Origin of the sequence: Kribbella hippodromi (assembly GCF_039531045.1) — a bacterium.
GTDB lineage: Bacteria > Actinomycetota > Actinomycetes > Propionibacteriales > Kribbellaceae > Kribbella > Kribbella hippodromi.
In genome coordinates this window covers 206,872-233,797 of record NZ_BAAAPH010000007.1, presented here as the reverse complement: position 1 = coordinate 233,797, position 26,926 = coordinate 206,872, and the positions used below count along the sequence as shown (strand labels likewise).

Here is a 26,926-nt window from a genome sequence, read left to right as displayed (position 1 = left end):
CAACCAGATCCTGCCACCAGTGGCACTATTGACATAGTCCGGCAAAATCCGGCCATACTGGCGGAATGCTGCAGAAGATCGCGGTCGTGCTGATGGAGGACGTCGCGCTGTTCGAGTTCGGCGTCCTCGCCGAGGTGTTCGGGCTGGACCGGACCGACGACGGCGTACCCCCGTTCGACTTCAAGGTCTGCTCCACCCGGCCGGGCGAGCCGCTGCAGACGAGCACCCACTCCCAGGTGATTGCGCCGTACGGGCTGGCGGAGCTCGAGGACGCCGACCTGATCGGCATCCCGGCCACCACCTGGCGGCACGAGTACGACGAGCGCATCCTGGACGCGCTCCGGCGGGCGGAGGCGCGCGGCGCGATCCTGCTCACGGTCTGCTCCGGCGCGTTCGTGCTGGCCACCGCGGGGCTGCTCGACGGTCGCGCCTGCACCACGCACTGGCGGTACATCGACAAGTTCATGGCGCAGTTCCCGAGCGCGAAGATCGACCCGGACGTGCTGTTCGTCGACGACGGCAACATCATCACCAGCGCCGGTACGGCGGCCGGGATCGACGCCTGCCTGCATCTGGTCCGGCGCGAGCTCGGCAGCGCGGTCGCGACCCGGATCGCCCGCCGGATGGTCGTTCCGCCCCAGCGCGACGGCGGCCAGCGGCAGTACGTGGACGTGCCCGTACCGGAGTCGTCCGGCGAGAGCCTGCAGCCGGTGCTGGACTGGATGGTCGACAACCTCACCATCGAACACACCGTGCCGGCGCTCGCCCGCCGCGCGCAGATGTCCGAGCGCACCTTCGCCCGCCGCTTCGTCGCCGAGACCGGCACCACCCCGCTCAAATGGGTCACCACCCAGCGCGTGCTGCGCGCCCGCACGCTGCTCGAGCTGACCCGGATGGGCATCGAGCAGATCGCCTCCGAGTCCGGCTTCGGCACCGCCGCGCTGCTCCGCCACCACTTCCGCCGCATCGTCGGCGTACCGCCGCAGGACTACCGCCGCACGTTCCAGACCACCGGCTGACCCGAACGTGACGCCACGCACACGAATTGGCGTACGCCCGCATCGGGCCCCTAGGATCGACGGAAGTGTCACAGGGGGGTAACGGCCGAAGAGATCGGCGAGCGATGCGTAATTGGAGTGACTGTGACAACGCCGGACCGTCCCCGGGTCAGGAACGGCCGCAGGCTGAGCTGGGACGTCGTGCGCGTTCTGGCGGTGCTCGCGGTCATGTTCACGCACACGACGTACCAAGGCCCCTTCCTGCACCCTGAGCTCGGCGCGCCCCTCGGGCGGTACCCGTTTCAGGTCGGCGCCAGCGTGCTGCTGGTGATCAGTGCGTACTTCGTCTGCGTGACGATCCGAAAGGGCTCCACGTCCCGCTGGCTGTGGCGCCGCGTCTGCCGGGTGCTCCCGCCGTACCTGGCGGCCGTCCTGTTCACGTACACCCTGCTGGTGTTCTTCGGGCCCTCGAACTGGATCCTCCCGACCCGGCACGACCTCTGGGGCAACCTCACCCTGGCCGCGTCGTTCGATCCGACCGTGCAGCTGATCGACGGCTCGTACTGGACGCTGCCGCTCCAGCTGATGGCCTTCGCCGTAGCCGCCCTGCTTTGGCCGCGCGGACTGGGCAACCGGATCACCACGCTGCTCTGGATCATGATCCTGGCCCCGGTGGCGCTGCAGTGGAACGGCCGGATCGACCACAGCCCGATCTGGGTGATCCAGCTCTGGAACGGGCTCGGACTGCACCGGATGCAGCTCTTCGCGATCGGTATCGCCATCTGGCTCTGGTCGAAGAACCGGATCAGCGCGCCGCACCTGGGCGCCCTGCTGGTCGCCACCGTGTTCGCCCAGCACGCGCATACCGCCGACTGGCCGTCCTCGCTCGGCATCGGTGTACTCCTGCTGCTCGTCGCACTCGCCGCTCGCGGACCGGACTGGACGGTGTTCGCCAGGTTCCGGCGGCCGATCGAGTTCCTGGCCCGGATCTCCTTCGCCTTGTACCTGCTCAACCAGGAAGTCGGCTACCTGATCGCGTACCGGCTGATGGAGGTGGGCGCCGGCCGGCTGGCCCAGATCATCGGTGCGGTCGTCGGCGTGATCGGACTGGCCTGGCTGCTGACCAAGTACATCGAGGAGCCGGTGTTCCGGGCGTTCTCCGGGCTGCGGGTCCGCGGGCTCCGGGCGCGGGCGTTCGCCTGGCTGACTACTTGACATCGGATACCCGCAGACTAATACTTGATTTCGAGTAATCGAGATCGAGGAGTGGTGATGGCCAAACGGCGCAAGGTCGGCAACCCGCTGGCGTTCGCTGTGCTCGGCACCCTGTTCGAGCGGCCGATGCACCCGTACGAGATCTCCACGACGCTCCGCGAGCGCGGCAAGGACCAGAGCATCAAGGTCAACTACGGCTCGCTCTACTCGGTCGTCGCGGCGCTGGAGAAGCACGGCTTCGTCGAAGCGCAGGAGAAGATCCGGGAGGGCAACCGGCCGGAGCGGACGGTGTACCGGATCACCGGCGCGGGACAGGCCGAGTTCGAAGACTGGCTGACCGAGCTGCTCGGTACGCCGTTCCGTGAGTTCCACCCGCTGGAGGCCGGGCTCGCGTACCTCCCCGGCCTGTCGCCGGACCGGGTCGTCGAGCTGCTGGAGCAGCGGCAGGTGCTGATCGGTACCGAGATCCGCGACATGACCGCCATGCACAAGCTGATGGACTCGCAGGACCTGCCGCGGATCTTCTGGGTCGAGTCCGAGTTCCGGCTGGCGTTGCTGCGCGCCGAGTCGCAGTACGTACACCAGCTCGCGGAGGAGATCCGTACCGACGCGCTCGGCGGCTCGGCCTTCTGGCGCAAGGCCTGGAAGGTCTACCTGGAGGAAGGCATCGCGCCGGCCGACCAGCTGAAGGACCCGGTCAAGTACTTCGGTCAGGACTTCGCCTGGATGCGGGAGGTTCGACCGGAAGCCGAATAAGCGCGGCCCTCGACCCACGGTGCGGCAACACCAGGGGTCAAGGGCCGCAAGTTCCTCGAGTCGGTCCGAAGACCTGGCACCCAAGGCGCAACCATCAGGATAGCCAGCCCGACGACCGGCTCCCCAATCACAAGGGAGTCAACAGATGGCCACGCATGCCGTCGAAGCAGTCGACCTGGTCAAGACGTACCCGGCCGGGCGGAAGAAACCACCGCTGCGCGCCCTCGACGGGCTGACCGTCAGCGTCCCGGAGGGCATCGTCCTCGGCCTGCTCGGGCCGAACGGCGCCGGCAAGTCCACCACGGTCAAGATCCTCACCACGCTGTCGCGGGCCGATTCCGGCAGCGCGCGGGTCGCCGGGTACGACGTGGGGCGGGAGCAGGACAAAGTACGGCACGCGATCGGGTACGTACCGCAGAAGTCCAGCTCGGACCCGATGGCGACCGGCTTCGAGAACCTGGTGCTGAGCGGCCGGATCTTCGGTCTGTCCCGGCCGGACGCGACCCGGCGGGCGAACGAGTTGCTGGAGCGGTTCGGTCTGACCGAACACGGCAGCCGCCCGGTACGGACGTACTCCGGCGGGATGCAGCGCAAACTGGACGTCGCGCTCGGCCTGGTGCACCGGCCGAAAGTGCTGTTCCTGGACGAGCCGACGACCGGGCTGGACCCGGAAGCCCGCGCCGACCTGTGGAACGAGGTGCTCCGGATGTCCGGCCAGGAAGGGCTGACCGTCCTGCTCACCACGCACTACCTGGAAGAGGCCGATCGGCTCGCCGGGCAGCTGGCGATCGTGGACCACGGCAAGATCGTTGCCGAAGGCACCCCGGAGACGTTGAAGGCCGGGCTGCGCGGCGATTCGGTCCAGGTCGAGCTGGTCGAACCGGACACCGACGGCAACGTGCGTACGCTGCTGCGGCAACTGTCCGGGGTCGGTGAGATCGTTGTCGAGGGCAACACTTTGCGAGCACGCGTCGATCATGGCGCGACCGCCGTACCAGCCGTGCTGGGAGCCCTTGAGGACAAGGCGATTCCGGTCGTCGCCGTGACGGTCTCGCGGCCGTCGCTGGACGATGTGTACCTGCAGCACACCGGTCGTTCGTTCCGGATCGCCGAGGAGGCTGCGTGATGTCCGCGACGATTTCACACACTGGCTTGGTACTCGGCCGGTGGACGCGCGCTTCGTACCGGCAGCCGGCTTTGATCGCATTCACGTTGGTCCAGCCGGCGATCTGGTTGCTGTTGTTCGGGCAGTTGTTCCAGGGTGTCGTACACATCCCGGGGTTCGGCAACTCGTCGTACATCGCGTTCCTGACGCCGGGGATCGTGATGATGACCGCGCTGATGACGAGCGGCTGGAGCGGTACGTCGTTCATCCAGGACATGGAGCGCGGCGTGATGGACCGGATGCTCGCGTCGCCGGTCAGCCGCGGCGGCCTGATGGCGGGGCAGTTGCTCAGCAGCGCGTCGACCACGCTGATCCAGACGATCCTGGTGTTCGCGATCGGGATCGCCGCCGGCGCCCGGTACCACGGCGGGATCGGCGGCTACCTGGTCACGATCCTCGCGTCGGTGCTGGTCGGGCTGTCGTTCGGCTCGCTGTCGAACGCGGTCGCGCTGCTCACCCGGCAGCAGACGGCACTGATCGGGATCTCCCAGTTCGTGTCGCTGCCGCTGACGTTCATGTCGTCGATCATGATCGATCCGTCGGTGGCGCCGCACTGGGTGAACGTCGCGGCCCGCTTCAATCCGGTCGACTGGGCAACGATCGCCGCCCGTCAGTCGCTGGCAGCCGATCCGGATTGGTCATCGGTGTGGCGGCACGTCGGGTACTTGGTCGCCTTCACCTTGGTCGTCGGCTGGTTGTCCACAAGAGCCTTCAGGACGTACCAACGCTCAGTGTGACGCGTACCAAGGCTTGATCACTTCGTCTATCAGCTTCAGTCTTTCGTCGAACGGGATGAACGCCGACTTCATCGCGTTGATCGCGAACCAGCGGAGATCGTCCAGCCCGTAGTCGAACGCCTCGGCAAGCAGGGCGAGCTCACGGCTCATCGACGTACCGCTCATCAACCGGTTGTCGGTGTTGACGGTCACCCGGAACCGGAGCTTCGCGAGCAGGCCGATCGGGTGCTCGGCGATCGACGCGGCGGCACCGGTCTGCAGGTTCGAGCTCGGGCACATCTCCAGCGGAATCCGGCGATCCCGGACGTACGCCGCGAGCCGCCCGAGCTCGGCCTGCTCACCGTCGTACGTGATGTCGTCGATGATGCGTACGCCGTGACCGAGCCGGTCCGCACCGCACCACTGGATCGCCTGCCAGATCGACGGCAACCCGAACGCCTCACCCGCATGAATGGTGAAATGCGCGTTCTCCCGCTGCAGGTACTCGAACGCGTCCAGGTGCCGGGTGGGCGGATAACCCGCCTCGGCGCCGGCGATGTCGAACCCGACCACACCCCCGTCGCGGTACCCGACCGCGAGCTCGGCGATCTCCATCGACCGCGCCTGGTGCCGCATCGCGGTCAGCAACTGCCGCGCCACGATCGGCCGCTCCGCCACCGCCATCCCGTGCTCGAACCCCTCGCGCACCGCCTCCACCACCTGCTCGAGCGTCAGCCCTTTCACCAGGTGCTGCTCCGGCGCATAACGCACTTCCGCGTACACGACCCCGTCCGCGGCCAGATCCTGCACACACTCACTCGCCACCCGGGTGATCGCCTCAGCCGTCTGCATCACCCCGACGGTGTGATCGAACGTCTCCAGATACCGCTCCAACGACCCGGAATCGGCCGACTCGACGAACCACGCCCCCAACTCACCGGCATCCGTCCGCGGCAGCGCATGCCCAACCTCCCCCGCCAACTCCACCACAGTCCCCGGCCGCAACCCACCATCCAGGTGATCATGCAGCAACACCTTGGGCGCCGCCCCCAAATCCTCCACCGAAATCATCCCCCCATCCTCCCAGCCCACCCGCCCGAACCTGCCCCGGGATGCCCGCAAATGGCCGTCGTGTCACGGGCGCCGAACACGAAAACCTGATCTGCATGAACGACTTGACGCCGCGCTTCGAGAGCGCCCCCGCCCGATCGTCCCTACCCAGCTGGTACCCGGAACTACTCGACAAGGTCTCCGAACACGTCGCCGTCGGCCACCGACGTGCGGTGACCGCTGCGAACCAGGAGATGTTGCGCAGCTACTGGTCGATCGGCCAGGAGATTCTCGTCCGGCAGGACGCGGAGGGGTGGGGCGCGAAGGTGATCGACCGGCTGTCGACCGACTTGAAGAAACGCTTCCCGGGGATGACCGGGTACTCGCCGCGCAACCTCAAGTACATGCGGGCGTTCGCAGCCGCCTGGCCCGATCCGGCAATTGTGCAACGCGGCGTTGCACAATTGCCCTGGCGCCACCACATCGCGCTGCTCGACAAGCTGGACACCGCAGAGCTCCGGCTCTGGTACGCCGCCGCTGCCGTCGACCGGGGGTGGAGCCGGGACGTGCTGGTGCTGCATATCGAAGGGCGGTTCCACGAGCGGTCGGGGAAGGCAGTGACCAACTTCGCGACCGCGATGCCGCCGGAGGAGTCCGATCTGGCGCAGCAGGCGACCCGCGATCCGTACCTGTTCGACTTTCTCGGCAGCACCGACGGATGGCGCGAGCGGGAGGTCGAGCAGAAGCTGGTCGAGCACGTCGGGAGGTTCCTGCTCGAGCTCGGCCAAGGGTTCGCGTTCATCGGCGAACAGGTCCGGCTCGAGCTGGACGGTGAGGAGTTCTACTGCGACCTGCTCTTTTACCACCTGGAGCTGCGGTGCTACGTGGTGATCGAGTTGAAGGCGGTGAAGTTCAACGCGGCGTTCCTCGGGCACCTTGCACAAAACGGATCAGTGGATCTTGAAGACGGGGACGCCGGGGGCGATGTGGTGGAGGACCTCGTCGGGGGAGTCCTTGGTGACGTCGCCGCTGAAGAAGGTGCCGACTTCCCAGGCCCACTTCTTCAGGTAGAGGCGGAGGGCGGGGACTTTGTCGGCGTCGGCGAGTTCCTCGGCGCGGAAGGTCTCGGTGCTGCGGCCGAGCTGGAGGCGGGCGACGCCGCTGGCGCGCAGGTTCTTCACCCACTGGGTGTGGCCGCGCGGGGCGACCAGGTAACGCTGGCCGTCGATGACCAGCAGGTTCACCGGCGTACTCCGCCACTCGCCGGACTTGCGACCCTGGACCGACAGCACCCGGCTGCCCATCAGGCTCACACCGAGCTTCGTCAGCCGGGCGACGATCCGGTTGAAGACCCGCATGCTGCCCTCGGACGCGGTGATGACGCGCTTGCTGTCGTAGGTCTGCTTGTACTCGGTCATGGCGGCGATCTCTCTGATTCGCGAGAGCGGTGCTCTCTGTTGTGATCAGTGAACACCAGATCGCCGCTCACTGTCAAGAGCACTGCTCTCGGTTTTGTGGCAGACTGACCGCATGAACGCCGGACGTACCGCCCGTGAACGTGCCCGGGCCGAGCTGACCGAGGAGATCAAGAGCACCGCGCGCGAGCAGCTGGCGACGGTCGGCGCGGAGGCGTTGTCGCTGCGGGCGATCTCCCGCGAGCTGGGAATGGTGTCGTCGGCGCTCTACCGGTACTTCGCCAGCCGCGACGAGTTGCTGACCGCGTTGATCATCGACGCGTACAACGCCCTCGGCTCGGCAGCCGAGGCAGCCTCGGGCTCGGCAGCAGAGGCTGCTTCAGGCTCCGCCTCGGCGGACGGGGATCCGCTCGACGAGTGGCTGGCGGTCTACACGGCGGTCCGGGGTTGGGCGCGGACTTATCCACAGGAGTACGCGTTGATTTACGGCTCCCCGATCAGCGGATACGAGGCACCGCAGACGACCGTCGAGCCCGCGGCCCGCGTCCCGCTCGTACTGCTCGGCCTGCTCCAACGAGCACAAACCGCCGGCCGCCTCGAAACACCCGTCGACGCCCCTGAGCCGACCGGCGCGCTCGCAAAGCAGACCGACGTACTGGTCGCACTGGCACCGGACGTGCCACCAGCGGTGCTCGTACGGACAGTGATCGTGTGGACGCAGCTGTTCGGGATGATCAGCTTCGAGCTGTTCGGTCAGCTGGTCGGTTCGATGGACCCGGCAGACGAGTTCTTCGAGTCGGCCGCGCGGCAGATGGCGGCGTTCGTAGGGCTCAGGTGAAGGCCTTCGGCAACGGTACGTCGGCCGCCCGGGCGAGTCGGCGTACGTAGGTCTCGCGCGGAATCGACACCGCGCCGAGGGTGGCCAGATGATCGGTGACCCACTGGATGTCGAACACGCGATCGGCCGCGTACTCGTCGTCGAGCAGCTCGATCGTCCCGGCGACAGCCGCCTTCGAACCATCGGTCTTGTGATGGAACATCGACTCACCGGCGAACAGTCCGCCGATCGCGACCCCGTACAAACCGCCGGCGAGTTCGTCACCGTCCCACGCCTCGACGGAATGCACCCAGCCCATCCGGTGCAGCTCCGTGTACGCGGCGATGATGTCGCGATCGATCCAGGCCCCCGGCCGGCGCGGATCGGCACAAGCGCGGATCACCTGGTCGAACGCCGTGTTGACCCGGATCTCGAACTTCGCCCGCGCGCGCCGCAACGTACGCGACGGCTGATGCCCGGCGATCTCGATCACGCCACGATCGACCGGCGACCACCACAGCACCGAACCGCGGTGGTCCGGCATCGGGAACAGCCCACGGCGGTACGCGGCCAGCACCGTCCCGGGCGCCAGATCCGCACCACCCGCGACGACATCACTCGCCCCGGCCACCCCGACCGGCGGGAACTCCCAGACAGACGCGTCAGGCTCAACAGGCACAGCACCATCCTGAACCCCGGATCGCCAGGCCATCACAATGCCCCCGACTCACGGCGAGTCACGCTCAGGTCCTGGGCGGGGCGTGATTGTGATGGCCTGGAGATCCGGGGGACACCCTCGGGGTTGTCCCGGGTGGCGGGGGCCGGGGAGCCACGTACAGTTGAAGCACGTCCAGGCTCCGACTCGGCCGGGCGGGAAGGAGCACCGTGGCCGGAGTAACCAGGTTCGTCGCCAGCAGCCTCGCGCCCGCCGCGCAGCGCTTCGCCCCGACTGCCGCGGCGGGTGCGCTCCGACAGGTCCTCGAGATCGCGATCGACGGGTACCAGCGCTTCCCCGGCGCCGAGCGGATCGCCGACAACAAGCTGGCCCGGTGCGGCGGCGACGCCCAGCTCGCCGTCGAGGCAGTCATCGACCAGCACATTCGGCTGGCCGGCGTGCAAGGGTTCGTCACGAGCATCGGCGGGCTGGTCACGCTGCCGGTCGCGTTGCCGGCCAACCTGACCGGTCTCGCCGTGGTGCAGGCGCGGATGGTGGCGGCGATCGCACATCTGCGCGGGTACGACTTGGACGATCCTCGGGTACGGACCGCCGTGATCACGTGCTTGCTCGGCGAGGACGGAGTCGCGGACCGGCTGCGAAAGTCGAGTTTGGTGACGTCACCGTTGGCGATCGCCACCGCACCGGTGTTCGATCCGGCGCTGGATCGTCAGGTCGCCGGCGAGGTGGTCGCGGAGCTGATCGCACGAATCAGCGGCAAGCGGATGGCGCTGACCGTCACCCGACGGATACCGCTGCTCGGCGGCGCGGTCGGTGCTGGCGTTGACGGCTGGTCCACGTATCGCGTCGGCCAGTACGCCGACCAAAGCCTCGTACGCCGAATCCCCCGCCCGATCGAACCCTGACGCCGCCCGGCCACGCCCCGCACCTACCCGGCGAGGGCTTGTACTACGCGGCTTGCGGATGGTTTGCCTAGCTGGGTTGCCATCCAGGCGCTGGTGGCGACCAGCTTTTCCAGGTCGACGCCGGTCTCGATGCCGAGGCCGTCCAGCTGCCAGAGCAGGTCCTCGGTGGCGAGGTTGCCGGTCGCGCTCTCCGCGTACGGACACCCACCCAATCCGCCGGCCGAGCTGTCCACCGTAGTGACACCCTCGCGCAGTGCGGTCAGCGTGTTCGCCAGCGCCTGCCCGTATGTGTCGTGGAAATGCACCGCCAGCTTCTCCACCCCGACCCCAGCCGCCCCGAACGCGGCGATCAACGCGCGCACCTGCCCTGGCGTCGCGACCCCGATCGTGTCGCCCAGCGAGAGCTCATGACACCCGAGCTCAACCAGCCGCGCACCGACCTTGACCACTTGATCGATCGGTACGTCGCCCTCCCACGGGTCGCCGTAACACATGGAGACGTACCCGCGCACCGCCAGACCTTCGCCGAGCGCCCGCTGCACCGTCGGCGTGAACATCGCGAACTGATCGTCGAGCGTGGAGTTGAGGTTCTTCGCCGCAAAGGTTTCGGTCGCGCTGGCGAAGATCGCGATCTCCCGCACGCCGGCTTCGAGAGCGCGGTCGAGGCCCCGCTCGTTCGGTACCAGGACGGGGGCACGTACGCCGGCGGGCAGGTCCAGGCCGGCCAGCAGTTCGGCGGCGTCGGCGAGCTGCGGAACCCACTTCGGGTGGACGAAACTCGTCGTCTCGACGGTGGTCAGCCCGGCGTCGATCAAGCGCCGGATGAACTCTGCTTTCACCGCCAGGTCGACGATCGCCGACTCGTTCTGCAAGCCGTCCCGCGGCCCGACCTCGTAGATCGTGACGCGCTCGGGCAAACCCTCACCCTGCACCAGCTGCGGTTTCCGCATCACTCGCCTCCGCCTACTGCTCGCTTGAGATCGGTCCGGCTGACGGGATCATCGCACGGCCGGTTCAATCCTAGGCAGACACTCAGCTGCCACCGCGGGCCTTGGGACAGGTCGGCATTTGGGGTCAGGCCAGGTCGTGGGTGAAGTCGGCGGTGTTCCAGTGGGTCGGTTTCATGGTGTAGACGAGGTCGGTTTCGGCCGCGCCGGCTTCGGTCCAGCCCTTTGTGTACGCGGCGCCGGGGTCTTCGCCCAGGTAGCGGATCGCCAGTGGTAGTACATCGGTGGGGCCGTCGGCGGGACGGATGCCTACAACGGGGCCTTCGACTGCGACATAGCGGTACGGGACCGATTCGGACTGGACTACCAGGCTGAAGCGCCTGGCGGTTTCGATGGCAACGCCCTTGCGGGACTTGCCGTTCATGATCACGGTTACGCCGGCTTCGGGGCTGTAGGTGTACCAGACCGGCGCGCTGACCGGTGCGCGATCGGGATCGTTCGAGGCGACGGAGAGTACGCCGACGCGGACGTCCGACAGGAAGGCGTCCCGCTCGGACCGGCTCAGACGGGTTGGCATCAGGAGATCCTTTCGTTTAGGTCAGTGACCCATAATAGGTCATCGACCTAAAGCGCGTATATTGAAGGTCATGAGCAGCTCGCTGAGTACGCGCGGCCAGGCGCGGCGGGGGGTCGTACTGGCGGCGGCGCGCGAACTGCTGGTCGAGGAGGGGTTCGACCGGTTCGTACTGCGGCGGGTCGCGGCGAAGACTGGGATGACGCTGGGGAATCTGCAGTACTACTTCGCGACCCGCGACGATCTGCTCGAGGCAGTGATCCAGGCCGAGTTCGAGCACGATCTGGCTGCGGTCCGGCGAGCTGCGACGATCGACGGCTTGAAGGACGCCGCGGGCGCACTGGTCGGAAACTGGACCAGTGGAGCCGGCAGCGTCTTCGGCACGATGTCGCTGCTCGCGTATCACCATGAACGGTTCCGGCGGCTGAATCACGAGATCTACACGACGTTCTACGGGGAGCTCGGGGTACTGATCCGGCGGGTCGCGGGCGGACTGGGCGACGATGAGGTTGCGATGCGGGCGCGGCTGATCACGTCGGTACTGGATGGCGTCGCGCTGCAGATCCACGCCGGCACCAACCTGGACGACCGCACCGCGCTGACCACCTGCGCCGCCGACCTCGTCATCACCATCGCCACCGGCAACCACCAGGTCGTGGTGAGCTGCAACCCAGGTGAGCCGCAGACCGAGCTCGCCGCCCGCTGGTTGGGCCGGTCGGGCGGGGTGCAGGTTGGACCGAAGGACGGGTAGTGGTGGGGTGATTTGTGGTCGGGTGGCTCTGGCCCCGCTTGGGGTGGGCGTCGGACCGGTACCACTACCCGTCCTTCGGTACCTGTGGGTGAGAACGAGACGCCGGATCTCGACGAACCTGGGGCGGAACGGCGTGTGCCCTACAAGAACTACCTGCGCCGGACCAAATAGACGCTCAACCGTGGCTGAGCCGATCCGCGGCTTCTGGTCGTAAGGACAGGACGTGTCGGTCAGGTACTAGTGCACCTGAGCGTGGGTTTGGCTTTGTGTACACCGTCTCGGTGGTGCACTACCTGTCGTAATGCGGGCCGCCGGCTGCTTGATCAGGTGGTTGAGGCGGCGCGACGGGTGGGTCCGTGAGAATGGGTGGGTGACGACTCTTGGGGACATCTTTGGTGCGGTTGAGCATGGGGTTTTTCCGGTTGTGGATCTTGGGGTCAGCGTGGTGCCGGCGCCTTCTGAGCGGGAGTCGGCGGTGGTGGCGTTCACCGGGCACATCGTGGTGGCGGCTGACGTGACGCCGGAGTGGGTGGCCGCGCGGGTGCCTGTGGATGATCTGGCCGCGCCGACCAACCCGCCGTTCCTGAGTGCGCTCGCCGAGGCGACCGGGAAACGGGTGAGCTCGAACGACGCGATGCTGCTGGCGCCGGCGGTCACCGACCCGGACGAACGCGCGGGCGCGGTGGAGGGGCTGACTCGGCTGACGGATCTCGATCATCCGCGGGTGCGGCGGGCGCTCGACTATCGCGATGACGTGCAGGCGTACGGCGACGTACACGGCGGGGTTGTGGTCACCGGACGTGGAGTCGCCGGGCGGCTGGAGTGCGCGATCGAGTTGCCGGACGAGGTGTGGGGTCGCGGGCACGGACGGCGGTTGGCCCGCGCGGCGCGTGCGTTGATCCCAGCGGGGGCGTCGGTCTGGGCGCAGATCACGCCGGGGAATGCGGCGTCGCTGCGGACGTTCCTCGCCGCCGGGTACCAGCCGGTCGGGTCCGAGGCGCTCCTGGTCAAGTGACTGGGAGGCGGCTGGTCAGGGGGCTGGGAGTTGAACAGGTGTTGGATAGTTGCTGACAGCCCCCAATTCACAGCTGTGGATAAACCTGGGGACAGTGGATGGTTTCAGCTTGGAATGGTTGGGGTGCGGCGGCCGTGGTAGGCGCGGGGGATGCCGGTGTAGAGGTTCGTCCGGTACAGGCCGTGGATGAGCTCCGACTCGTATCCGTCGCACTCCGGCATCGCTAGTTCGCGCGCGACGGCCAGTTCGGCGTGCGCGTCGTACGGCACCCGGACGAACTGGATCGAGAAGGGCGCCGGCTCCGTCGAGTCCATCACGCCTTCGAGGATCACGTACACGGGAGTCGGATCGCCCAGGCTGTTGCCGACTGAGCCGGTGTTGAACAGGGTTCGGCCGCGGTCGGACTCGTAGAACGGGTCGTGGGTGTCGGCGTACCCGACGACTGTGGGTACGGGGCCGTCGCCGGTCGCGGGGGTGTTGTCGAAGAAGCTCGAGAACTCGGCTTCGTCGTGGTCGTAGAGGATGCGGCGATGGACGTCCGTCGACGAGGCGTGGAACAGGCGTACGTTGTGGCCGCTCATCCGGAAATCGTGTGCGAAGGGGAGGGCGCGCAGCCAGGTCCACTGCTCCTCGCGCAGCTCGTTCTTCCACCAGCGCAGGGCCTCGCGGTCGTCGGTGCGGTTCGGGTCGGGCAGGGAGTCGTCCCAGTTGCCTAGGAGGTTTACTTCGCAGACCTCGCGGCACTTATCCACAACCGCCCGGCCGCGCGGGCCTTTGCCGACGTAGTCGCCGAGGTTGAAGATCCGCTGGATTCCCCGGGCGGCGATGTCGTCCAGCACCGCCTCCAGCGCGGTCAGGTTCCCGTGCACGTCGGAGATGAGCGCGATCCGATCCATGCGCCCAGCCTTTCATCCGGTTGGGTTGGCTCTTCAGGTGTGGGGTTGCCCCCTGAGAATCTGAGGGGGCAACCCCACCGTTCGGGGGTCAACCCCCGCGGACCTGTGAGGCTGAGTCGACCGAAGCCGGCGGGCGAGCGGGTTCGGCCGGGCGGGTTGGCCGGGCGGGTGTGGAGGGGCGGGTTTGGAGGTGGGCTGACGGTTGTGGGAGAGGCCGGTCGTTGACGGTGGGGTGGTGGGGTCACCAGTTGCCGGAGGGGCCGGTGGGGGTGTGGGGGCGGGGGCGGTGGGACATGGGGCCGGCGGTGGGTGGGGTGGTGGCGCCGCCGGATGGTTCGCCGGCTGAGTGGGCGGCTGCGCCGGCTAGGCCGCCGGCGGTTTTGCGGGTGGCGGCTAGGCCCAGGGCGGCGGCGCTGGAGGCGGCGCCCGATGCGCCGCCACCGCCTGCTGAACCGCCGAAGCCTGAACCGGAGTGAGCTGAACCAGTCGAACCCGAGCCGGCCGAGCCAGCTGAACCTGCGCCAGAGGTGGGTGGTCCGGTTGAAGCGGAGCCGGTTGAAGCGGAGCTGGAGTTGGGTGGGCCGGTTGAGGGTGAGGCCGAGGTGGTGGGGCCGGTGTGGGTGGGGCCGGTGGAGCCTGCGGCGGAGGGTGGGGCGGTGGAGGCGCCGGTGGAGTGGGAGGGGGTGCCTAGGGAGGCGCCGGAGGGGCCGGTGGAGTGGGGTGAGGCTAGGGGTGAGCTGGCTCGGGAGGTGGCGCCTAGGCGGGAGGTGGCGATGTTTAGGGCGCCGGTGGCTAGGCCGCCGGGGTCGGCGGCGGCGGTGCCCATGGCTGAGTTGCCGCCTGCCGCGGCGGCGGTTAAGGGGACCATGAAGCGGAGCAGGGCGGGGAGGGCGAAGATCGAGAGTAAGAGCATCATCATGCCGGTCATCGCCTGCATGACGGCGTCGGTGCTGCCGGGGGCGCTCTTGGACATCATGATCGCGGCTGCGTAGACGAGGGCGGCGGCGGGCTTGTACGCGATGAAGGCCAACGACCAGCCGCAGAACTTCTTCAGCCAGTTTCGGCCGATTTCGGTGTTGGTTGCGGCGGCGGCGAGGGGGAAGGCGCCGGCGAGGAGTACGAGCATCGCGGAGCGGATCAGCATCAGGACCAGCTGGACCAGGGACGCGATGATGACGGAGACGCCGATCGCCATCGCGAGCAGGTTCGGCATGGTGTCCGCGACCAGGTCCGTGACTTTGCCGTCGGCCGAGACCGGACCACCGAAAGCGGCGGCCAGCGAGAGATCCTTGGCGGCTTTGTGGATGATCGAGACCGCGAACTGGTCCGACCACTCCGCCAGCAACTGCATCGTCGCTGTTCCGGCCCCGGCGACCACGACGAAGGTGAGCATCGCCTTCAGCAGTTCTTGGGCCGGTTGCGCGCGTTGCTCCCAGGCGATCCGGATGCCGGCGATGATCACCGCGACCGTGAACACCCCGGCCGTCACCGGCAGCAGACCGCTGTGCATGAACTCGATCGCCGGGTTGTTGGTCCAGGTGTTGCCGTGCTCCTCGGCCAGGCGGGTGGTGTCGGGGCGAATCCAGAAGCTGGCTGACTGCAGCGTGTTCAGCGCGGCGTGGGTGGTTTCCTGCCGGAGCTGGTCCAGTACGTTCACCGCGACCGCCTGGAAACCCTCCTTGACCTGGCAACTGACCTCGAGTGGGCCGCACATCAGACACCGCTCCAGGTGACGAAGCCGGACAGGTCACGGTGCTGGGCGTACGGGGCGCCGACCGGCTCGTCGCCCGATGGTGGTTGGAGGCGCCAATCATTGTCGTGCCAGACGAGCGTGAAGTTCAGGCTCATGTACGCGGACTCGACCGGCATCGCGAGCATCAGAGTGACGCGATCCGGGCCGGCGTCGATGATGCGGTAGCCGCCGAGTTGCGGAGTCGTGTACCCGCTGGTGGACGACTGCGCTTGTACTTTGCGGATCAGGGCATCGGTGGCCGGCCCGGGGAGCATGAGTTTGCGGGCGGTGCTGACGATGACGGATTGGTCGGCGATCGCGGCGTACGCGCTGTAGGCGGCGTACACGGCGCCGGTCGGGGAGTGGGCGAAGCACCTGCGGAAGCCGTCCGAGTCGGTGCCGGCCGGGCCGTAGGTGGTGGAGCGGGGGACGACGATTCGCCGGCTCACCTCCCAGCTGTCCGGGATCGGGGCCTTGGAAGGGATCGATTGATCGCCGCCCGGGAGGTGGCAGCCAGCAGACGGTTGACGGGACTGCGCGGAACCGGTGGACGCCGCGGGGTCCACAGGCGTCGCGGGGTCCACGGGCGTCGCGGCGGCCACGGGCGTCACAGGGTCTGCAGGCGTCACAGGGTCTGCAGGCGTCGCTGGGGTGGTTTCCACGGCGGTTGGTTCGGCGGAGGTCAGGTTGGCTATCAGCAGAGTCGCGGCGCACAGGATGACGGCACCGACGACGATGCAGGCCGCGAGGAAACCGCGGCCGAACGGTGACTGCTGCTCGTTGGTGCCGCTCATCTGAACTCCCCGATCCAAGGCGGAAAACCGTGTGGATCAAGGGTGGCAAAAATCGCCGGACCGCCGCGGAAGTTATCCACAGGCCCGGAGCGGGGCGCCACGGTTCAGGCGCGGGAGCAGGAGGCTGAGCGCTAGCTTCCTGGGCTCGCGTATCTCGGCATCATCTTGGTGAAGAAGGTGTAGCCGAGCAGGAGGATCAGGATGCCGGCGAGGGGCGAGGCGGCGATAAGCCAGCTGGGGAGCGGGACGTCGGAGGTGCGGTTCAGCAGGACGGTTGCCGGGAGAAAGGAGATGAACGCCATCGGAAACACATTGCAGAACCCGTAGAACACCCCGCGCCCGAACATCGTCAGCGGGTACCCGGAGAACTGCGTGATCGAGTTGTCCGCGAAGATCCGCAGCGAGAACGTCGACGCGGCAACGAACGACAGCCCGCAGAAGAACGTCTGAATCCCGGTCTCGACCAGCCCACCACCGATCACCGCGAGCACCAGATACCCGACCTTCGCCAGGCTCCAGTCAACCGGCGCCTGCATCCCGAACACGATCAGCGCCCCGAACCCCAGCAACGCATCGCCGATCGACATCAACGGAAACTGCCGTGTGATCAGCTGCAAGAACGGATTCACCGGCCGCAGCAGTACGCGGTCGAAGTCACCGTCCCGCACGATCAGATCCGTCAACCGCAAGGACCCGAACGGTACGACGTACAGCGCGTGCGACGCGAGCCGCATCGCGAACACGAATGCGACCTCGCGAAACCCCCACCCGGCGATCAGACCGAACTTCCCGAGCAGCACGCCCAGGAAGAGCAGTTGCGTCCCCTGGTACGCGACGCCGCCCATCAGCGTGGTCCAGAAGTTCACCCGGTACTGCAGCTGGGCTCGCAATGCAGCGCGTTGGAGGACCACGTACTGGCGCATCAGCTCAGCCACCTTGCACCACCACCTTGTGACGAGCGCGGCGCCAGATCAGCTCGAGCAGCAGCGTCAGCACGACCACCCATGCCAGCTGGACGCACACCAGCGCCAGCGCTTCACCACCACGTGTCTGACCGAGGTAGATCGACACCGGCGTGTACACCTGCGCCTGGAACGGCAGCCATTCAACAGACGACCGCAGCCACCCCGGCATGAACCACAGCGGGATCAGCGACCCGGACAAGAACGCGCTGCCGAACCGGTACACGATCAGCGGACCGCTGACCTCGAACGTCCAGAACGTCACCATCGACACGATCAGGTTGCACAGCATCGCCACCGCCACACCGCCCACGGTCGCCACTGCAGTCAGCACCAATGCACCAAGGCCTGGTGGTCCGGTCAGCGCTCCCAGCAAGGCCGCAGCCACCAGCCCGACCACACCAAGCGGCAACCGCCCGACCAGGACACCGAGGTTCTGCCCGAGCACCTGCCACATCAGACCGAGCGGCCTGGTCAGGTCAGTCGCGATCTGACCGTTCCGGATCCGCTCCGGCAACGACGAGAACTGCCAGGGCAGCAGCACCGCCTGCAAGCACGCCGCGATCGCCGCGTACGACACCGCCGTGGTGCCGTCCACCCCGTTCACCGGAGCACGTCCCGCGTACACAATGCGCCAGACCGCGATCGCCAGCACGACCTGGATGATCAGCGTGATCGCACCAGTGACCAGATCACCGCGATAGATCAGTACGGACCGCGTACCCGCGCGCGTCATGCCCCGGAAGGCACGCACTGCACTCATGTGAGTACGCCGTCGTACAGCTGCGCGATCACATCGGTCAGCCGCGGGTCCACTATCGACAGCTCGTCAACCTGGTACACCTGCGACGCCTGCGCGATCAACGCCGGGGTAGCGATCTCCCGCGGGTCGAAACGCAGTACGACAGTACGGTCCGGGTACGCCACCATCGCACCGGCCTCCGCCGCATCAACCTCGGTGGCGAACGGGATCTCCACAAGCTGAGGAACACTTCGCTCAGCAAGAGTGAGGACAAGGAACCGGTACGGCATGAAACGTTCTTTGAGTTTCGCCAGGTCACCGTCGTACAGCACCGTGCCGGAGTCGATCACGATGATCCGCTGGCACAACCGCTCGACGTCCTCCATGTCGTGCGTGGTCAGGACGACCGTGGTCCCCGACGTACGGTTCGTTTCGGCGATGAACTCGGTCAGCCGGGCCTTCGCGACCACGTCCAGACCAACGGTCGGCTCATCCAGGAACAGGATCGACGGCGCATGCAGCATCGCCGCGACCAGATCGCCCCGCATCCGCTGGCCAAGTGACAACGAGCGGACCGGTGTGTCGAGAAAGTCCGACAGGTCGAGCAGCTCGGTGAACAGACCGACGCGGTCGCGGTACGTCGTCCGGTCGAGGTTGTAGAGATCTCCGAGCACCTCGAACGAATCACGCAGCGGCAGGTCGTACCAGAGCTGGGTGCGCTGGCCGAAGACCACGCCGATGTTGCGGGCGTTCCGCGCCCGGTCCCGGGACGGCTCCAGCCCGGCCACCCGGCACACCCCGGACGTCGGCGTGAGGATGCCGGTCAGCATCTTGATCGTGGTCGATTTCCCCGCGCCGTTCGGCCCGAGGTACCCGACCAGCTCGCCCGGCTCGACCTGGAAGTTCACGCCGCTGACCGCGCGGGTGATGTCGCGTTTGGTGCTGAACAGGCCGCGGAGCCGCGGCAACCGCCCGGGGAGCACCGCCGGCCGGCTGAACTCCTTGACCAGATCGGCCGCCTCGATCACCGCCATGCGTACCCTCCCCAGCGAGCGCGAACAGTCATCGTGCCACCGTTCCGGCCGGCCCGCAGGTCAAATTCTGACCGTACTAGACCGGATCGCCCGGACCGGGTCCGCTAGGCTCAGACTTCCTTGCGGTTCTGGGTCGATCTGTAGCCGAAAGGTCACCCCGTGTAGCGAAGTGACCTAGTCAGCTAATAGAGTCCGCGCATGACCATCGCGCCTTCGCTTTGCTCGCCCCTAGCGCTCGCCGATGCAGAACCCACTCGCGCCGCCGAACCCTGGGAAAGCGACGTGCTGACGGCCTACGGCCTGCTGCGAGAAGCAGCAGCCGAGCTGGATCACCTGATGCGCCATTCTCTGAAGCGCAGTGGACTGCAAATGGCAATGTTCGAACTGTTGCTGCGGCTTGCCCGCAGCCACGGGGAGAAGCAGCGTCTCACCTCGCTCGCCCGGGAGCTGACCGTCACCACTGGCGGCATCACCCGGCTGGTCGACCGCGCCGAGAACCTCGGCCTGGTTCGCCGGGAGCCCTGCCCTGACGATGCCCGCGGCTCGTTCGCCGTCCTGACCGAGGAGGGAAAGCGCCGGCTCCGCGAAGCGTTGCCGGACCACCTGCTCGAGATCGACAGCCTCTGGATGTCCCAGTTGGCGGACGACCGCGACGCCGTCCTCGGCAGGCTCCGACGGGTCCGGGACAACGCCCGCCGCTGGCCGAACGGCCGGCCGGGATTGGGGCCGATCACGCCCGACCGGATCTGACCGACGAGCCCGACAACCATCTCGCATTACCCGTGACTAACGGATGGGGCGCCCGGCTGGTGCTGGGCGCCCTGTCGCGCAATTGTTGAGAAGTGAAGCAACAAGCCGATCCGAAGGCCCCTGGTGGAACCAAGTGGCGCGGCGCCGTCGGCGGTGTCCTCGCGGCGCTGGCCGGGCTCGCGGTCGGCAGTGTCGTGGCCGGATTCCTGGGTACGACGCAGACGCCGGTGGTGGCGATCGGCTCGGCCTTCATCGACCGGGTGCCGCCGTGGCTGAAGGACCTGGCGATTTCCTGGTTCGGTACGCACGACAAGACCGCGCTCCGGGCCGGCATCCTGCTCGTTGTCGGCGTCCTCGCGGCAGTCGGCGGCATCCTGGCCGTACGGCGGTACTGGGCCGGTGCTCTGATCACGGTCGCCCTCACCGCTGTGGCCGTCGCCGCGGCAATCACCCGTGCGGACTCCGGGCAGACCGGATTCCTGCCGTCCTTGCTCGCCGGGGCGACCGCGCTACTCGTGCTGCGCCTGTTCAGTCGTCGGCTGGAGCCGCTGGTCGATACCCCGGACGACGGTGTCAGTCGCCGTGGGTTCCTGCAGCTCTCGGCCGGGGTCGCGCTCGGCAGCGCCGCGGTCGGTCTGCTCGGCCGGGTCGCGAACGGGAGCCGCGCCGCGGTCGCCGACGCGCGGGCAGCCCTCCGGCTGCCGCAACCGCCGAGCCTCGCCCCGCCGGCCGGTGTGCAGGCCGACGGTGCGGTCCCGTGGGCGACGGCGAACGCGGACTTCTACCGGATCGACACCGCGCTCACGGTGCCACAGATCGTGCCGTCGGACTGGAAGCTGCGCATCCACGGGATGGTCGATCGCGAGCTCGAGCTGACCTTCGACGATCTGCTCAAACGCCAAGTTGTCCACAAGTGGGTGACGCTCACTTGTGTCAGCAATGAGGTCGGCGGCAATCTGATCGGCAACGCGTTGTGGTCCGGCGTACTCCTGAAGGACCTGCTCCAGGAGGTCGGTCCGTCGAAGAACGCGGACGCGATCCAGTCGACCTCGAAGGACGGTTTCACCGCGGGTACGCCGCTGCCGACGCTGCTCGACGATCGGCAGGCGATGCTCGCGTACGCGATGAACGGGCAGCCGCTGCCGGTGGAGCACGGCTTCCCGGTACGGATCGTCGTACCCGGCTTGTATGGGTACGTGTCCGCGACGAAGTGGCTGGTGGACATCGAGGTGACACGGTTCGACCAGTTCCAGGGGTACTGGACGCCGCGCGGCTGGTCGGAGCTCGGTCCGATCAAGCTGTCGTCGCGGATCGACGTACCGGGAGGCAAGAAGGTCGCCCCGGGCCCGGTGACGGTCGCCGGCGTGTCCTGGGACCAGAACGTCGGCGTGTCCAAGGTCGAGGTACGCGTTGATGGTGGCCCTTGGCAACAGGCGACGCTCGCGGCGGATGCGTCGATAGAAACCTGGCGGCAGTGGCATTGGACCTGGCAGGCGTCGCAGGGTACGCATGTACTGCAGGTGCGCGCGTTCGACGACAAGGGCAATGCACAGGTGGAGTCGTCGGCGCCGCCCGCCCCCAACGGCGCGACCGGCCTGCACACCGTCAGCGTGAAGGTCGGCTGACCGCTTCCAGCACCATCGGCAGGAACGTGTGCTCCAGCGAGCCGGCCGGAACCTCGCCCGGCTCGAGCAGGCTCTGCGACCGGGCTCCTTCGTGGACGGCGATCACCATCCGGACGAACTGCTCCGCCGGAACGGTCAGCGTGGTCCCGCTGGTCTCGGTGATCTGCTCGACCAATCTGGTCAGACTCTCGCGGAACATCGTGCGCTGCTTGTTCAGCGCCTCGGCCGCGTCCGGGTCGCGGAGCGCGTGCAGGGTGAACTCGGCGGAGATCAGGTGCCACTGCCGCTGGTCCGGCGCGGTCTCGTCGAGCAGGCTCAGGACGGCGTCGAGCAGCGTGCCGGGCTGGCTGGCCAGGTCTGGGAGCAGCGCCTCGATCTGCTCCAGCAAGCGGTCCGTGGTGGCCTGGAAGAGCGCCAGGACCAGCTCGTCCTTGGAGCCGAAGTTCGAGTAGAAGGCGCCGCGGGTGAATCCGGCCCGCTCGCAGATGTCCTCCACCGACGCGCCGTGGAACCCACGCTCGGCGAACACCTCGAGGGCCCCCGCGAGCAGCCGGGCCCGCGTGTTCGAGCGGCGGCGCTTGGCCGGTTCGAGCCGCCTGGTCGGTTCCATAGGAGTAGGATACAGTTCTGTATTAAATACACAACCGTATTGAACGGGGACGCAGGATGGAGCTCAGGGCCGTCAGGATCAGTGTGCGCGGGCCGCACGCACCGATGCTGCATGCCACGTCTTTGCTGGTCGCGGACCATCAGTTGGTGCTGCTGACCGGCTATCCGGGCGCTGGGCACGTTGCGGCCTCGCTCGCGCTGTCCGGGCGGCTCAAGCCCGACACCGGGTCGGTCCGGATCGACGGACTGGATGATCTGGCCGCGCTGCGCCGCCGGGTCGCAGTGGTCGACGCACCCGGTATCACCGAGCCGGACGATGCGCTGCCGGTGCAAACCGTGGTGGGTGAAGAGCTGGCGATCGCCGGTCGTAAGGCGGGTCGCAAGGCCGTGCTGGAGTGGCTGGACGAACATGACGCGGCTGAGCATGCCGACAAACGGTTCGAGCACCTGCCGGTTGCCGTACGCACCAGGCTGCTCACTGAGTTGACGGTGGCGCGCCCTGACGTACAGGTGGTCATTCTGACCATGCCGGATCGACATGGTGGCGATCCGCACGGTTGGTACGAGCTGGGGCGTTCGCTGGCGGCAGACGGGTACGGCGTGATCATCACCTGTGCTGATGCATCGGCACGGTTGCTCGACCTCAAAGCGGCTCAGCTGGGCTCAACAGATCAGCCGGATCCAATCCAGGTCGAGCCAGTGGCTCCGGTTGAGCCTGTCACCCCTATTGACGAAGAAGACGAAGTGGAGAAAGAGGCGTGACCGCGCTGCGGATGGCCTTGAGTGAGTTGCGGCGCCTCACGGCTGGGCGGCTGCCCAAACTGGCCGTGGTGGCCCTATTGCTGGTCCCGGTGTTGTACGGCGGCCTGTACTTGTACGCGAACCACGACCCGTACGGCCGACTGAACAAGATCCCCACCGCGGTTGTCGTAGAGGATGCGGGTACGACGCTGGCGACCGGCGAGAAGCTCAATGTCGGACCGCAGGTCGCTGATGAACTGGTGAAGTCGAAGAGCTTCGACTGGCATCAGGTGAACCGTGCGGATGCGACGTCGGGGGTGTCGGACGGGACGTACGAGTTCGCACTGGTCTTGCCGAAGACGTTCTCCTCGGACCTGGCGTCCAGTGCGGACTTCAAACCGCGCCAGGCGGAGCTGGAACTGCTGACCAACGACGCCAACAACTACATCGCGCACACCATCGCCAACCAGGTGGTGGCGCAGGTGACGAAGACGGTGGCGTCGCAGGTCAGTGAAACGGCCGCCTCACAGCTACTGGCCGGCTACAACACCATCCACAAGCAGGTGAGCTCTGCAGCGGCTGGTGCGGCTCAGCTGCAGACCGGCCTGACATCAGCCGCTACCGGCGTGACGAAGCTGCAGACTGGCGCGACGCAGCTCAACACTGCACAGAAGCAGCTGTCCGCCGGTGCGACCCAGCTGGCGTCCGGAGCTGGGCAGGCCTCTCAAGGTGCCTCGTCTCTTGCGGCTGGTGCGTCCCAGCTGGACAGTGGGCTGGCCACGCTGAAGGACAAGACGGCGACACTGCCGCGGCAGACGAAGCAGTTGGCCAACGGCGCTGACCAGGTGGCTGACGGCAACGAGAAGATCGCCGGCGTCGGTCGACAGGTCGCTACGGCCTCCGGCACGTTGGTTTCTGATCTGAGCACGTTCGACAAGCAACTCGCGGCTCGGCTGAAGGCGGAGGGGCTGAGTCAGCACCAGATCCACGTCGTACTGACCGAGACGGCGAAGTTGCGCGCGCCTGTCGTACGCGCGAACACCAAGATCCAGTCGACGTCCAAGCAGCTCAACCAGCTGGCCACCGGTGCGCGGAAGGTGTCGGACGGCGCGTCCGCACTCGCCAAGGCGACGCCGGCATTGACGAACGGGATCAGTTCGGCGTCCAGCGGTGCACATCAGCTGAACACGGGTGCGGCGAAGCTGAAGACCGGTCTGGGTACGCTGAACACCGGTGCGACGCAGCTGGCTGCCGGCGAGAAGCAGGCGGTCACCGGGCAGGGTCAGCTCCTGACTGGCGTGAACAGTCTTTCCACCGGAGTCACCCAGCTGAAGAACGGTGCGACCCAGTTGAACACCGGTCTGGCCAACGGGGTGAAGCAGATCCCGAACCCGACCGCTGACCAGCGCAAGGCAGTCGCGGAGACGCTGGGTGCGCCGGTGACATTGCAGAACGTCTCGCAGGCTACTGCCGACAGCTACGGCGCCGGTCTGGCTCCGTTCTTCCTAAGCCTTGCCTGTTGGATCGGTGCTTACGTGCTGTTCTTGCTGGTTCGTCCGCTGTCACCCCGTGCACTGGCCGCGCTGCAGTCGCCGTTCCGGGTGGCGCTGGGCGGCTGGTTGACTCCGGCCCTCTTCGGTGCGGTGCAGGCCACGCTGGTATTCGTCGCGGTTGTCCTCGGGCTGGGCATCAACGCGGCGCATCCGTGGCTGACAGTTGGGTTCCTGATCCTGACTTCGTTCACGTTTGTCGCGATCCTGCATGCGCTGTCGGCGTGGTTCGGTGCCGTGGGCAAGTTCCTCGGCCTGGTGCTGATGGTGGTGCAGCTGGTCAGCGCGGGCGGTACGTTCCCGTGGCAGACGATCCCGGCACCGTTGTACTTCTTCCATCACGCACTCCCGATGAGTTACGCAATCGACGGCGTACGCCACCTGATGTACGGCGGGCCCGGCGCATCACTGGGCAAGGACCTGCTCGCGCTGGGTGCCTGGTTCGTCGTCGCCATCGCCGCCTCGACGCTCGCGGCCCGCAAGCAACGCGTCTGGCCGGCCAAGAAGCTCGCGCCGGAGCTGGCTCTGTAGCCGGAAGCCGGGGGTGTCCAGAAGGCTGATCAAGTGGGGGTAGGTGTCAGCGGTTTGGACGTCGACTCCCGGTGGGTTCGTTCGATGGATTGGCCCCAGGTGGTTCCGGCCAGCATGAGTACGGCGCCGATCGCCGCCGGTACCGTCAGGTGCTCGTTGCCAAGACCGATGCCGATGGCAACGGCCCAGACCGGTTCGGTGCCGAGGAGCAGGCTGGCGCGGCTGGCCGACGTACGCTGCACGGCCCAGGTCTGCGCCAAGAACGCGAACACGCTGCAGAACAAGGCGAGGTAGGTCACCTGGAGCCACGTGGTTGTGGCGTGCAAGCTGGGCAGGTGGGTGATCGCGGGCGCGGCGAAGAGGGCCGTACCCACGAGGGTCTGGACTGCAGTCAGCGGTGTCGGCCGGAGACCGGTCGCGAGCCGGCCGACGAGCGCGACGTGACCCGCGCGGACGACGGCCGCCGCGAGCATCAACAGATCGCCGAGGCCGGGGCGGTGCAGGCCGTTGCCGGCCATCAGCAGGCCGACAGCGAGTACGCAGGTCGCGGCGGCGAGATAGAAGCGCGGTGGCAGCGTACGGCGGTCGAGGAGTGGGGTGAGGACGAGTGTCAGGCTGATGATCAGACCGGCGTTCGCGGCGCTGGTGTGGGTGACGCCGTACGTTTCGATCACCAGGACCGTGGCTTGGGTCAGGCCGAGTACGATCCCGAACCGGAGTTCGGCGCGGGTGATGCGGCGGACCGCGAACAGCAGCGCGATCGCTGAGATGGCGTAGCGGAGGAACAGGACCGTCAGTACCGGCAGGGTGGCGGTCGCGGTTTTCGCTGCCAGGTAGCTCGATCCCCAGACGATGGCGACCATCAGCAGGACAAGGTCGATACGACGGGAAACGGGCACGGGTCCAACGGTGACCGATCACGACGTTGTAGCCAAGAACGAGGTTCTTCAATGAGGTTGTAGTACGCCTACAGTGTGCTTCATGGACGAACGGCAGCTTCGGGTCCTGCGGGAAGTCGGCGAGCTGGGCAGCGTGACGGCGGCGGCCGATGCACTTTTCGTCACTCCGTCGGCGATCTCGCAACAGTTGCGGCTGTTGCAGCGGTCGATCCCGGTGCCGCTGACCGAACGCGACGGGCGGCGGGTCGTACTCACCGCTGCCGGTCAGGCGCTGGCTGGTGCCGCGGCGGACGTGGAGCTGGCGCTCGCGCGGGCGCGGCATGCGGTCGACGAATTCATTGACCAGCCCAACGGTTCGGTGTCGATCGCGGCCTTTCACAGTGCGGCAGCGGCCTTCTTTCCGCTACTGCTCAAGGCAGGGTCGGCGGACGTGTGTCCTCAAGTCCGGTTGGCCGGCGAAAAGGCGGGGCCTCGGCTGCGGTTGCATGACGAGGATGTGCCGCAGGACGAGTTCCCGGCGCTCACCCGCGAGTACGACATCGTGCTCGCGCACCGCCTTGATCATGCCGTCGGTTGGCCGCGTACGGTCGCCGTCGCCCCGCTGCTGCGCGAACCGCTCGACGTCGCTGTCCCTGTCGGCCATCCGTTGGCCTCGAAGCGGATGCTGACGCCGCGGGATGTTGCCCGTGAACCGTGGATCACCGTGCACGACGGGTTCCCGCTGATGGCGACGATCGAGGCGATCGGCGCGGCCGCGAACCACCGCCTGGACCTGGTCCACCGCGTCAACGAATTCACCGTCGTCACCGAACTCGTCGCCGCTGGCGCCGGGCTCGCCCTCATCCCCCGCTGGACCGCCCGCCGCCACCCCCGCGTCGCGCTCCGCCCCCTCCGCGGCGTCCACACCCGCCGCCACATCGACGCCCTGTACCGCCCCGAACACACCCCCCGCCGCGCCGTCCAAACCACCCTCACCCACCTCCACCAAGCCGCCACCACCATCCGCACCACCGCCCCCTGAGCACGCCCTTCTCGCCGACCGGTGCCGGGCGGCGACCGGT

At 67.5% G+C, this 26,926-nt stretch carries 27 protein-coding genes and 1 pseudogene; 15 read left to right on the top strand and 13 right to left on the bottom strand.

Annotated elements, in window-relative coordinates; all coding sequences use genetic code 11:
* Positions 1-65: 65 nt before the first annotated feature.
* The 5 genes from ABD260_RS13435 (at position 66) to ABD260_RS13415 (ending at position 4,871) form a co-directional block, all read left to right on the top strand.
* On the top strand, positions 66-1,019 hold the full coding sequence (locus ABD260_RS13435; protein ID WP_344233791.1) for a helix-turn-helix domain-containing protein: 954 nt from the start codon (positions 66-68) through the stop codon (positions 1,017-1,019).
* 180 nt (positions 1,020-1,199) lie between these two features.
* Entirely contained in the window at positions 1,200-2,213 is a 1,014-nt protein-coding gene (locus tag ABD260_RS13430) for an acyltransferase family protein (RefSeq protein WP_344233790.1), read from the top strand.
* A gap of 57 nt (positions 2,214-2,270) precedes the next feature.
* Positions 2,271-2,969, top strand: coding sequence for a PadR family transcriptional regulator (locus tag ABD260_RS13425; RefSeq protein ID WP_344233789.1), 699 nt, complete (start codon positions 2,271-2,273; stop codon positions 2,967-2,969).
* A 145-nt stretch (positions 2,970-3,114) separates the two neighbouring features.
* The gene (locus ABD260_RS13420; protein WP_344233788.1) at positions 3,115-4,095 is read left to right on the top strand and encodes an ATP-binding cassette domain-containing protein; all 981 of its coding nucleotides are present in this window, start codon (positions 3,115-3,117) and stop codon (positions 4,093-4,095) included.
* Positions 4,095-4,871, top strand: coding sequence for an ABC transporter permease (locus ABD260_RS13415; RefSeq protein ID WP_344233787.1), 777 nt, complete (start codon positions 4,095-4,097; stop codon positions 4,869-4,871). The genes ABD260_RS13420 and ABD260_RS13415 overlap by 1 nt, the downstream gene beginning before the upstream one ends.
* Here ABD260_RS13415 and ABD260_RS13410 read toward each other — a convergent pair.
* A complete protein-coding gene (locus tag ABD260_RS13410) occupies positions 4,863-5,921 on the bottom strand; it encodes an adenosine deaminase (protein ID WP_344233786.1) in 1,059 nt (352 codons plus the stop codon). The genes ABD260_RS13415 and ABD260_RS13410 overlap by 9 nt on opposite strands.
* Before the next feature lie 41 nt (positions 5,922-5,962).
* On the opposite strand from ABD260_RS13410, the pseudogene ABD260_RS13405 reads away from it, so the two are divergent.
* Positions 5,963-6,826, top strand: a pseudogene (locus ABD260_RS13405) (PDDEXK nuclease domain-containing protein); the annotation flags it as partial.
* Between the two features lie 24 nt (positions 6,827-6,850).
* On the opposite strand, the gene ABD260_RS13400 reads toward ABD260_RS13405, so the two are convergent.
* Positions 6,851-7,204 carry a nitroreductase family deazaflavin-dependent oxidoreductase gene (locus tag ABD260_RS13400; protein ID WP_344233895.1) on the bottom strand — a complete coding sequence of 118 codons (354 nt, stop codon included), beginning with the start codon at positions 7,202-7,204 and terminating at the stop codon, positions 6,851-6,853.
* Between the two features lie 226 nt (positions 7,205-7,430).
* Here ABD260_RS13400 and ABD260_RS13395 point away from each other — a divergent pair, with 226 nt between their 5' ends.
* Positions 7,431-8,153, top strand: a complete 723-nt coding sequence (locus tag ABD260_RS13395) for a TetR/AcrR family transcriptional regulator (protein WP_344233785.1) — start codon at positions 7,431-7,433, stop codon at positions 8,151-8,153.
* On the opposite strand, the gene aat is transcribed toward ABD260_RS13395, so the two are convergent.
* Positions 8,146-8,811 carry a leucyl/phenylalanyl-tRNA--protein transferase gene (gene aat / locus ABD260_RS13390; RefSeq protein WP_344233784.1) on the bottom strand — a complete coding sequence of 222 codons (666 nt, stop codon included), beginning with the start codon at positions 8,809-8,811 and terminating at the stop codon, positions 8,146-8,148. The genes ABD260_RS13395 and aat overlap by 8 nt on opposite strands.
* Before the next feature lie 206 nt (positions 8,812-9,017).
* On the opposite strand from aat, the gene ABD260_RS13385 reads away from it, so the two are divergent.
* Positions 9,018-9,713: an EcsC family protein gene (locus ABD260_RS13385; RefSeq protein ID WP_344233783.1), complete on the top strand. Its 696-nt coding sequence runs from the start codon at positions 9,018-9,020 to the stop codon at positions 9,711-9,713.
* Positions 9,714-9,736: 23 nt separating this feature from the next.
* On the opposite strand, the gene ABD260_RS13380 is transcribed toward ABD260_RS13385, so the two are convergent.
* Together ABD260_RS13380 and ABD260_RS13375 are read right to left on the bottom strand one after the other, a co-directional pair.
* Positions 9,737-10,663, bottom strand: a complete 927-nt coding sequence (locus ABD260_RS13380; protein ID WP_344233782.1) for a hydroxymethylglutaryl-CoA lyase — start codon at positions 10,661-10,663, stop codon at positions 9,737-9,739.
* Between the two features lie 124 nt (positions 10,664-10,787).
* Positions 10,788-11,237, bottom strand: a complete 450-nt coding sequence (locus ABD260_RS13375) for a pyridoxamine 5'-phosphate oxidase family protein (protein WP_344233781.1) — start codon at positions 11,235-11,237, stop codon at positions 10,788-10,790.
* A gap of 70 nt (positions 11,238-11,307) precedes the next feature.
* On the opposite strand from ABD260_RS13375, the gene ABD260_RS13370 reads away from it, so the two are divergent.
* Entirely contained in the window at positions 11,308-11,985 is a 678-nt protein-coding gene (locus ABD260_RS13370) for a TetR/AcrR family transcriptional regulator (protein ID WP_344233780.1), read from the top strand.
* A 370-nt stretch (positions 11,986-12,355) separates the two neighbouring features.
* The gene (locus ABD260_RS13365; protein ID WP_344233779.1) at positions 12,356-13,000 is read left to right on the top strand and encodes a GNAT family N-acetyltransferase; all 645 of its coding nucleotides are present in this window, start codon (positions 12,356-12,358) and stop codon (positions 12,998-13,000) included.
* A gap of 104 nt (positions 13,001-13,104) precedes the next feature.
* On the opposite strand, the gene ABD260_RS13360 is transcribed toward ABD260_RS13365, so the two are convergent.
* The 6 genes from ABD260_RS13360 to ABD260_RS13335 all read right to left on the bottom strand — a co-directional run bounded on the left by ABD260_RS13360 (position 13,105) and on the right by ABD260_RS13335 (position 19,160).
* Positions 13,105-13,896 (bottom strand): metallophosphoesterase family protein, encoded by a 792-nt coding sequence (locus tag ABD260_RS13360; RefSeq protein ID WP_344233778.1) that lies wholly within the window; start codon positions 13,894-13,896, stop codon positions 13,105-13,107.
* A 241-nt stretch (positions 13,897-14,137) separates the two neighbouring features.
* Positions 14,138-15,610, bottom strand: a complete 1,473-nt coding sequence (locus tag ABD260_RS13355) for a hypothetical protein (protein ID WP_344233777.1) — start codon at positions 15,608-15,610, stop codon at positions 14,138-14,140.
* Positions 15,610-16,422 (bottom strand): DUF8175 domain-containg protein, encoded by an 813-nt coding sequence (locus tag ABD260_RS13350; RefSeq protein WP_344233776.1) that lies wholly within the window; start codon positions 16,420-16,422, stop codon positions 15,610-15,612. The genes ABD260_RS13355 and ABD260_RS13350 overlap by 1 nt, the downstream gene beginning before the upstream one ends.
* 131 nt (positions 16,423-16,553) lie before the next feature.
* Positions 16,554-17,357 carry an ABC transporter permease gene (locus tag ABD260_RS13345; protein WP_344233775.1) on the bottom strand — a complete coding sequence of 268 codons (804 nt, stop codon included), beginning with the start codon at positions 17,355-17,357 and terminating at the stop codon, positions 16,554-16,556.
* Positions 17,350-18,147, bottom strand: a complete 798-nt coding sequence (locus tag ABD260_RS13340; protein WP_344233774.1) for an ABC transporter permease — start codon at positions 18,145-18,147, stop codon at positions 17,350-17,352. Before ABD260_RS13340 ends, ABD260_RS13345 begins: the two co-directional genes overlap by 8 nt.
* Entirely contained in the window at positions 18,144-19,160 is a 1,017-nt protein-coding gene (locus ABD260_RS13335) for an ABC transporter ATP-binding protein (RefSeq protein ID WP_344233773.1), read from the bottom strand. The genes ABD260_RS13340 and ABD260_RS13335 overlap by 4 nt, the downstream gene beginning before the upstream one ends.
* 198 nt (positions 19,161-19,358) lie before the next feature.
* On the opposite strand from ABD260_RS13335, the gene ABD260_RS13330 reads away from it, so the two are divergent.
* Both ABD260_RS13330 and ABD260_RS13325 read left to right on the top strand, forming a co-directional pair.
* Entirely contained in the window at positions 19,359-19,910 is a 552-nt protein-coding gene (locus ABD260_RS13330) for a MarR family winged helix-turn-helix transcriptional regulator (RefSeq protein WP_202887558.1), read from the top strand.
* Between the two features lie 92 nt (positions 19,911-20,002).
* Positions 20,003-21,535, top strand: coding sequence for a molybdopterin-dependent oxidoreductase (locus ABD260_RS13325; protein WP_344233772.1), 1,533 nt, complete (start codon positions 20,003-20,005; stop codon positions 21,533-21,535).
* Here ABD260_RS13325 and ABD260_RS13320 read toward each other — a convergent pair.
* Positions 21,516-22,145 carry a TetR/AcrR family transcriptional regulator gene (locus ABD260_RS13320; protein WP_344233771.1) on the bottom strand — a complete coding sequence of 210 codons (630 nt, stop codon included), beginning with the start codon at positions 22,143-22,145 and terminating at the stop codon, positions 21,516-21,518. The two genes, ABD260_RS13325 and ABD260_RS13320, sit on opposite strands and share 20 nt — an antisense overlap.
* A 56-nt stretch (positions 22,146-22,201) precedes the next feature.
* Between ABD260_RS13320 and ABD260_RS13315 the strand changes: the two genes are divergently transcribed.
* Together ABD260_RS13315 and ABD260_RS13310 are read left to right on the top strand one after the other, a co-directional pair.
* A complete protein-coding gene (locus tag ABD260_RS13315) occupies positions 22,202-22,906 on the top strand; it encodes a P-loop NTPase family protein (RefSeq protein WP_344233770.1) in 705 nt (234 codons plus the stop codon).
* Positions 22,903-24,966 (top strand): YhgE/Pip family protein, encoded by a 2,064-nt coding sequence (locus tag ABD260_RS13310; protein WP_344233769.1) that lies wholly within the window; start codon positions 22,903-22,905, stop codon positions 24,964-24,966. Before ABD260_RS13315 ends, ABD260_RS13310 begins: the two co-directional genes overlap by 4 nt.
* Positions 24,967-24,995: 29 nt before the next feature.
* Here the strand turns inward: ABD260_RS13310 and ABD260_RS13305 are convergent, their stop codons facing one another.
* On the bottom strand, positions 24,996-25,865 hold the full coding sequence (locus tag ABD260_RS13305) for a DMT family transporter (protein ID WP_344233768.1): 870 nt from the start codon (positions 25,863-25,865) through the stop codon (positions 24,996-24,998).
* An 82-nt stretch (positions 25,866-25,947) separates the two neighbouring features.
* Here ABD260_RS13305 and ABD260_RS13300 point away from each other — a divergent pair, with 82 nt between their 5' ends.
* Positions 25,948-26,886 carry a LysR family transcriptional regulator gene (locus ABD260_RS13300; protein WP_344233767.1) on the top strand — a complete coding sequence of 313 codons (939 nt, stop codon included), beginning with the start codon at positions 25,948-25,950 and terminating at the stop codon, positions 26,884-26,886.
* Positions 26,887-26,926: the final 40 nt, after the last annotated feature.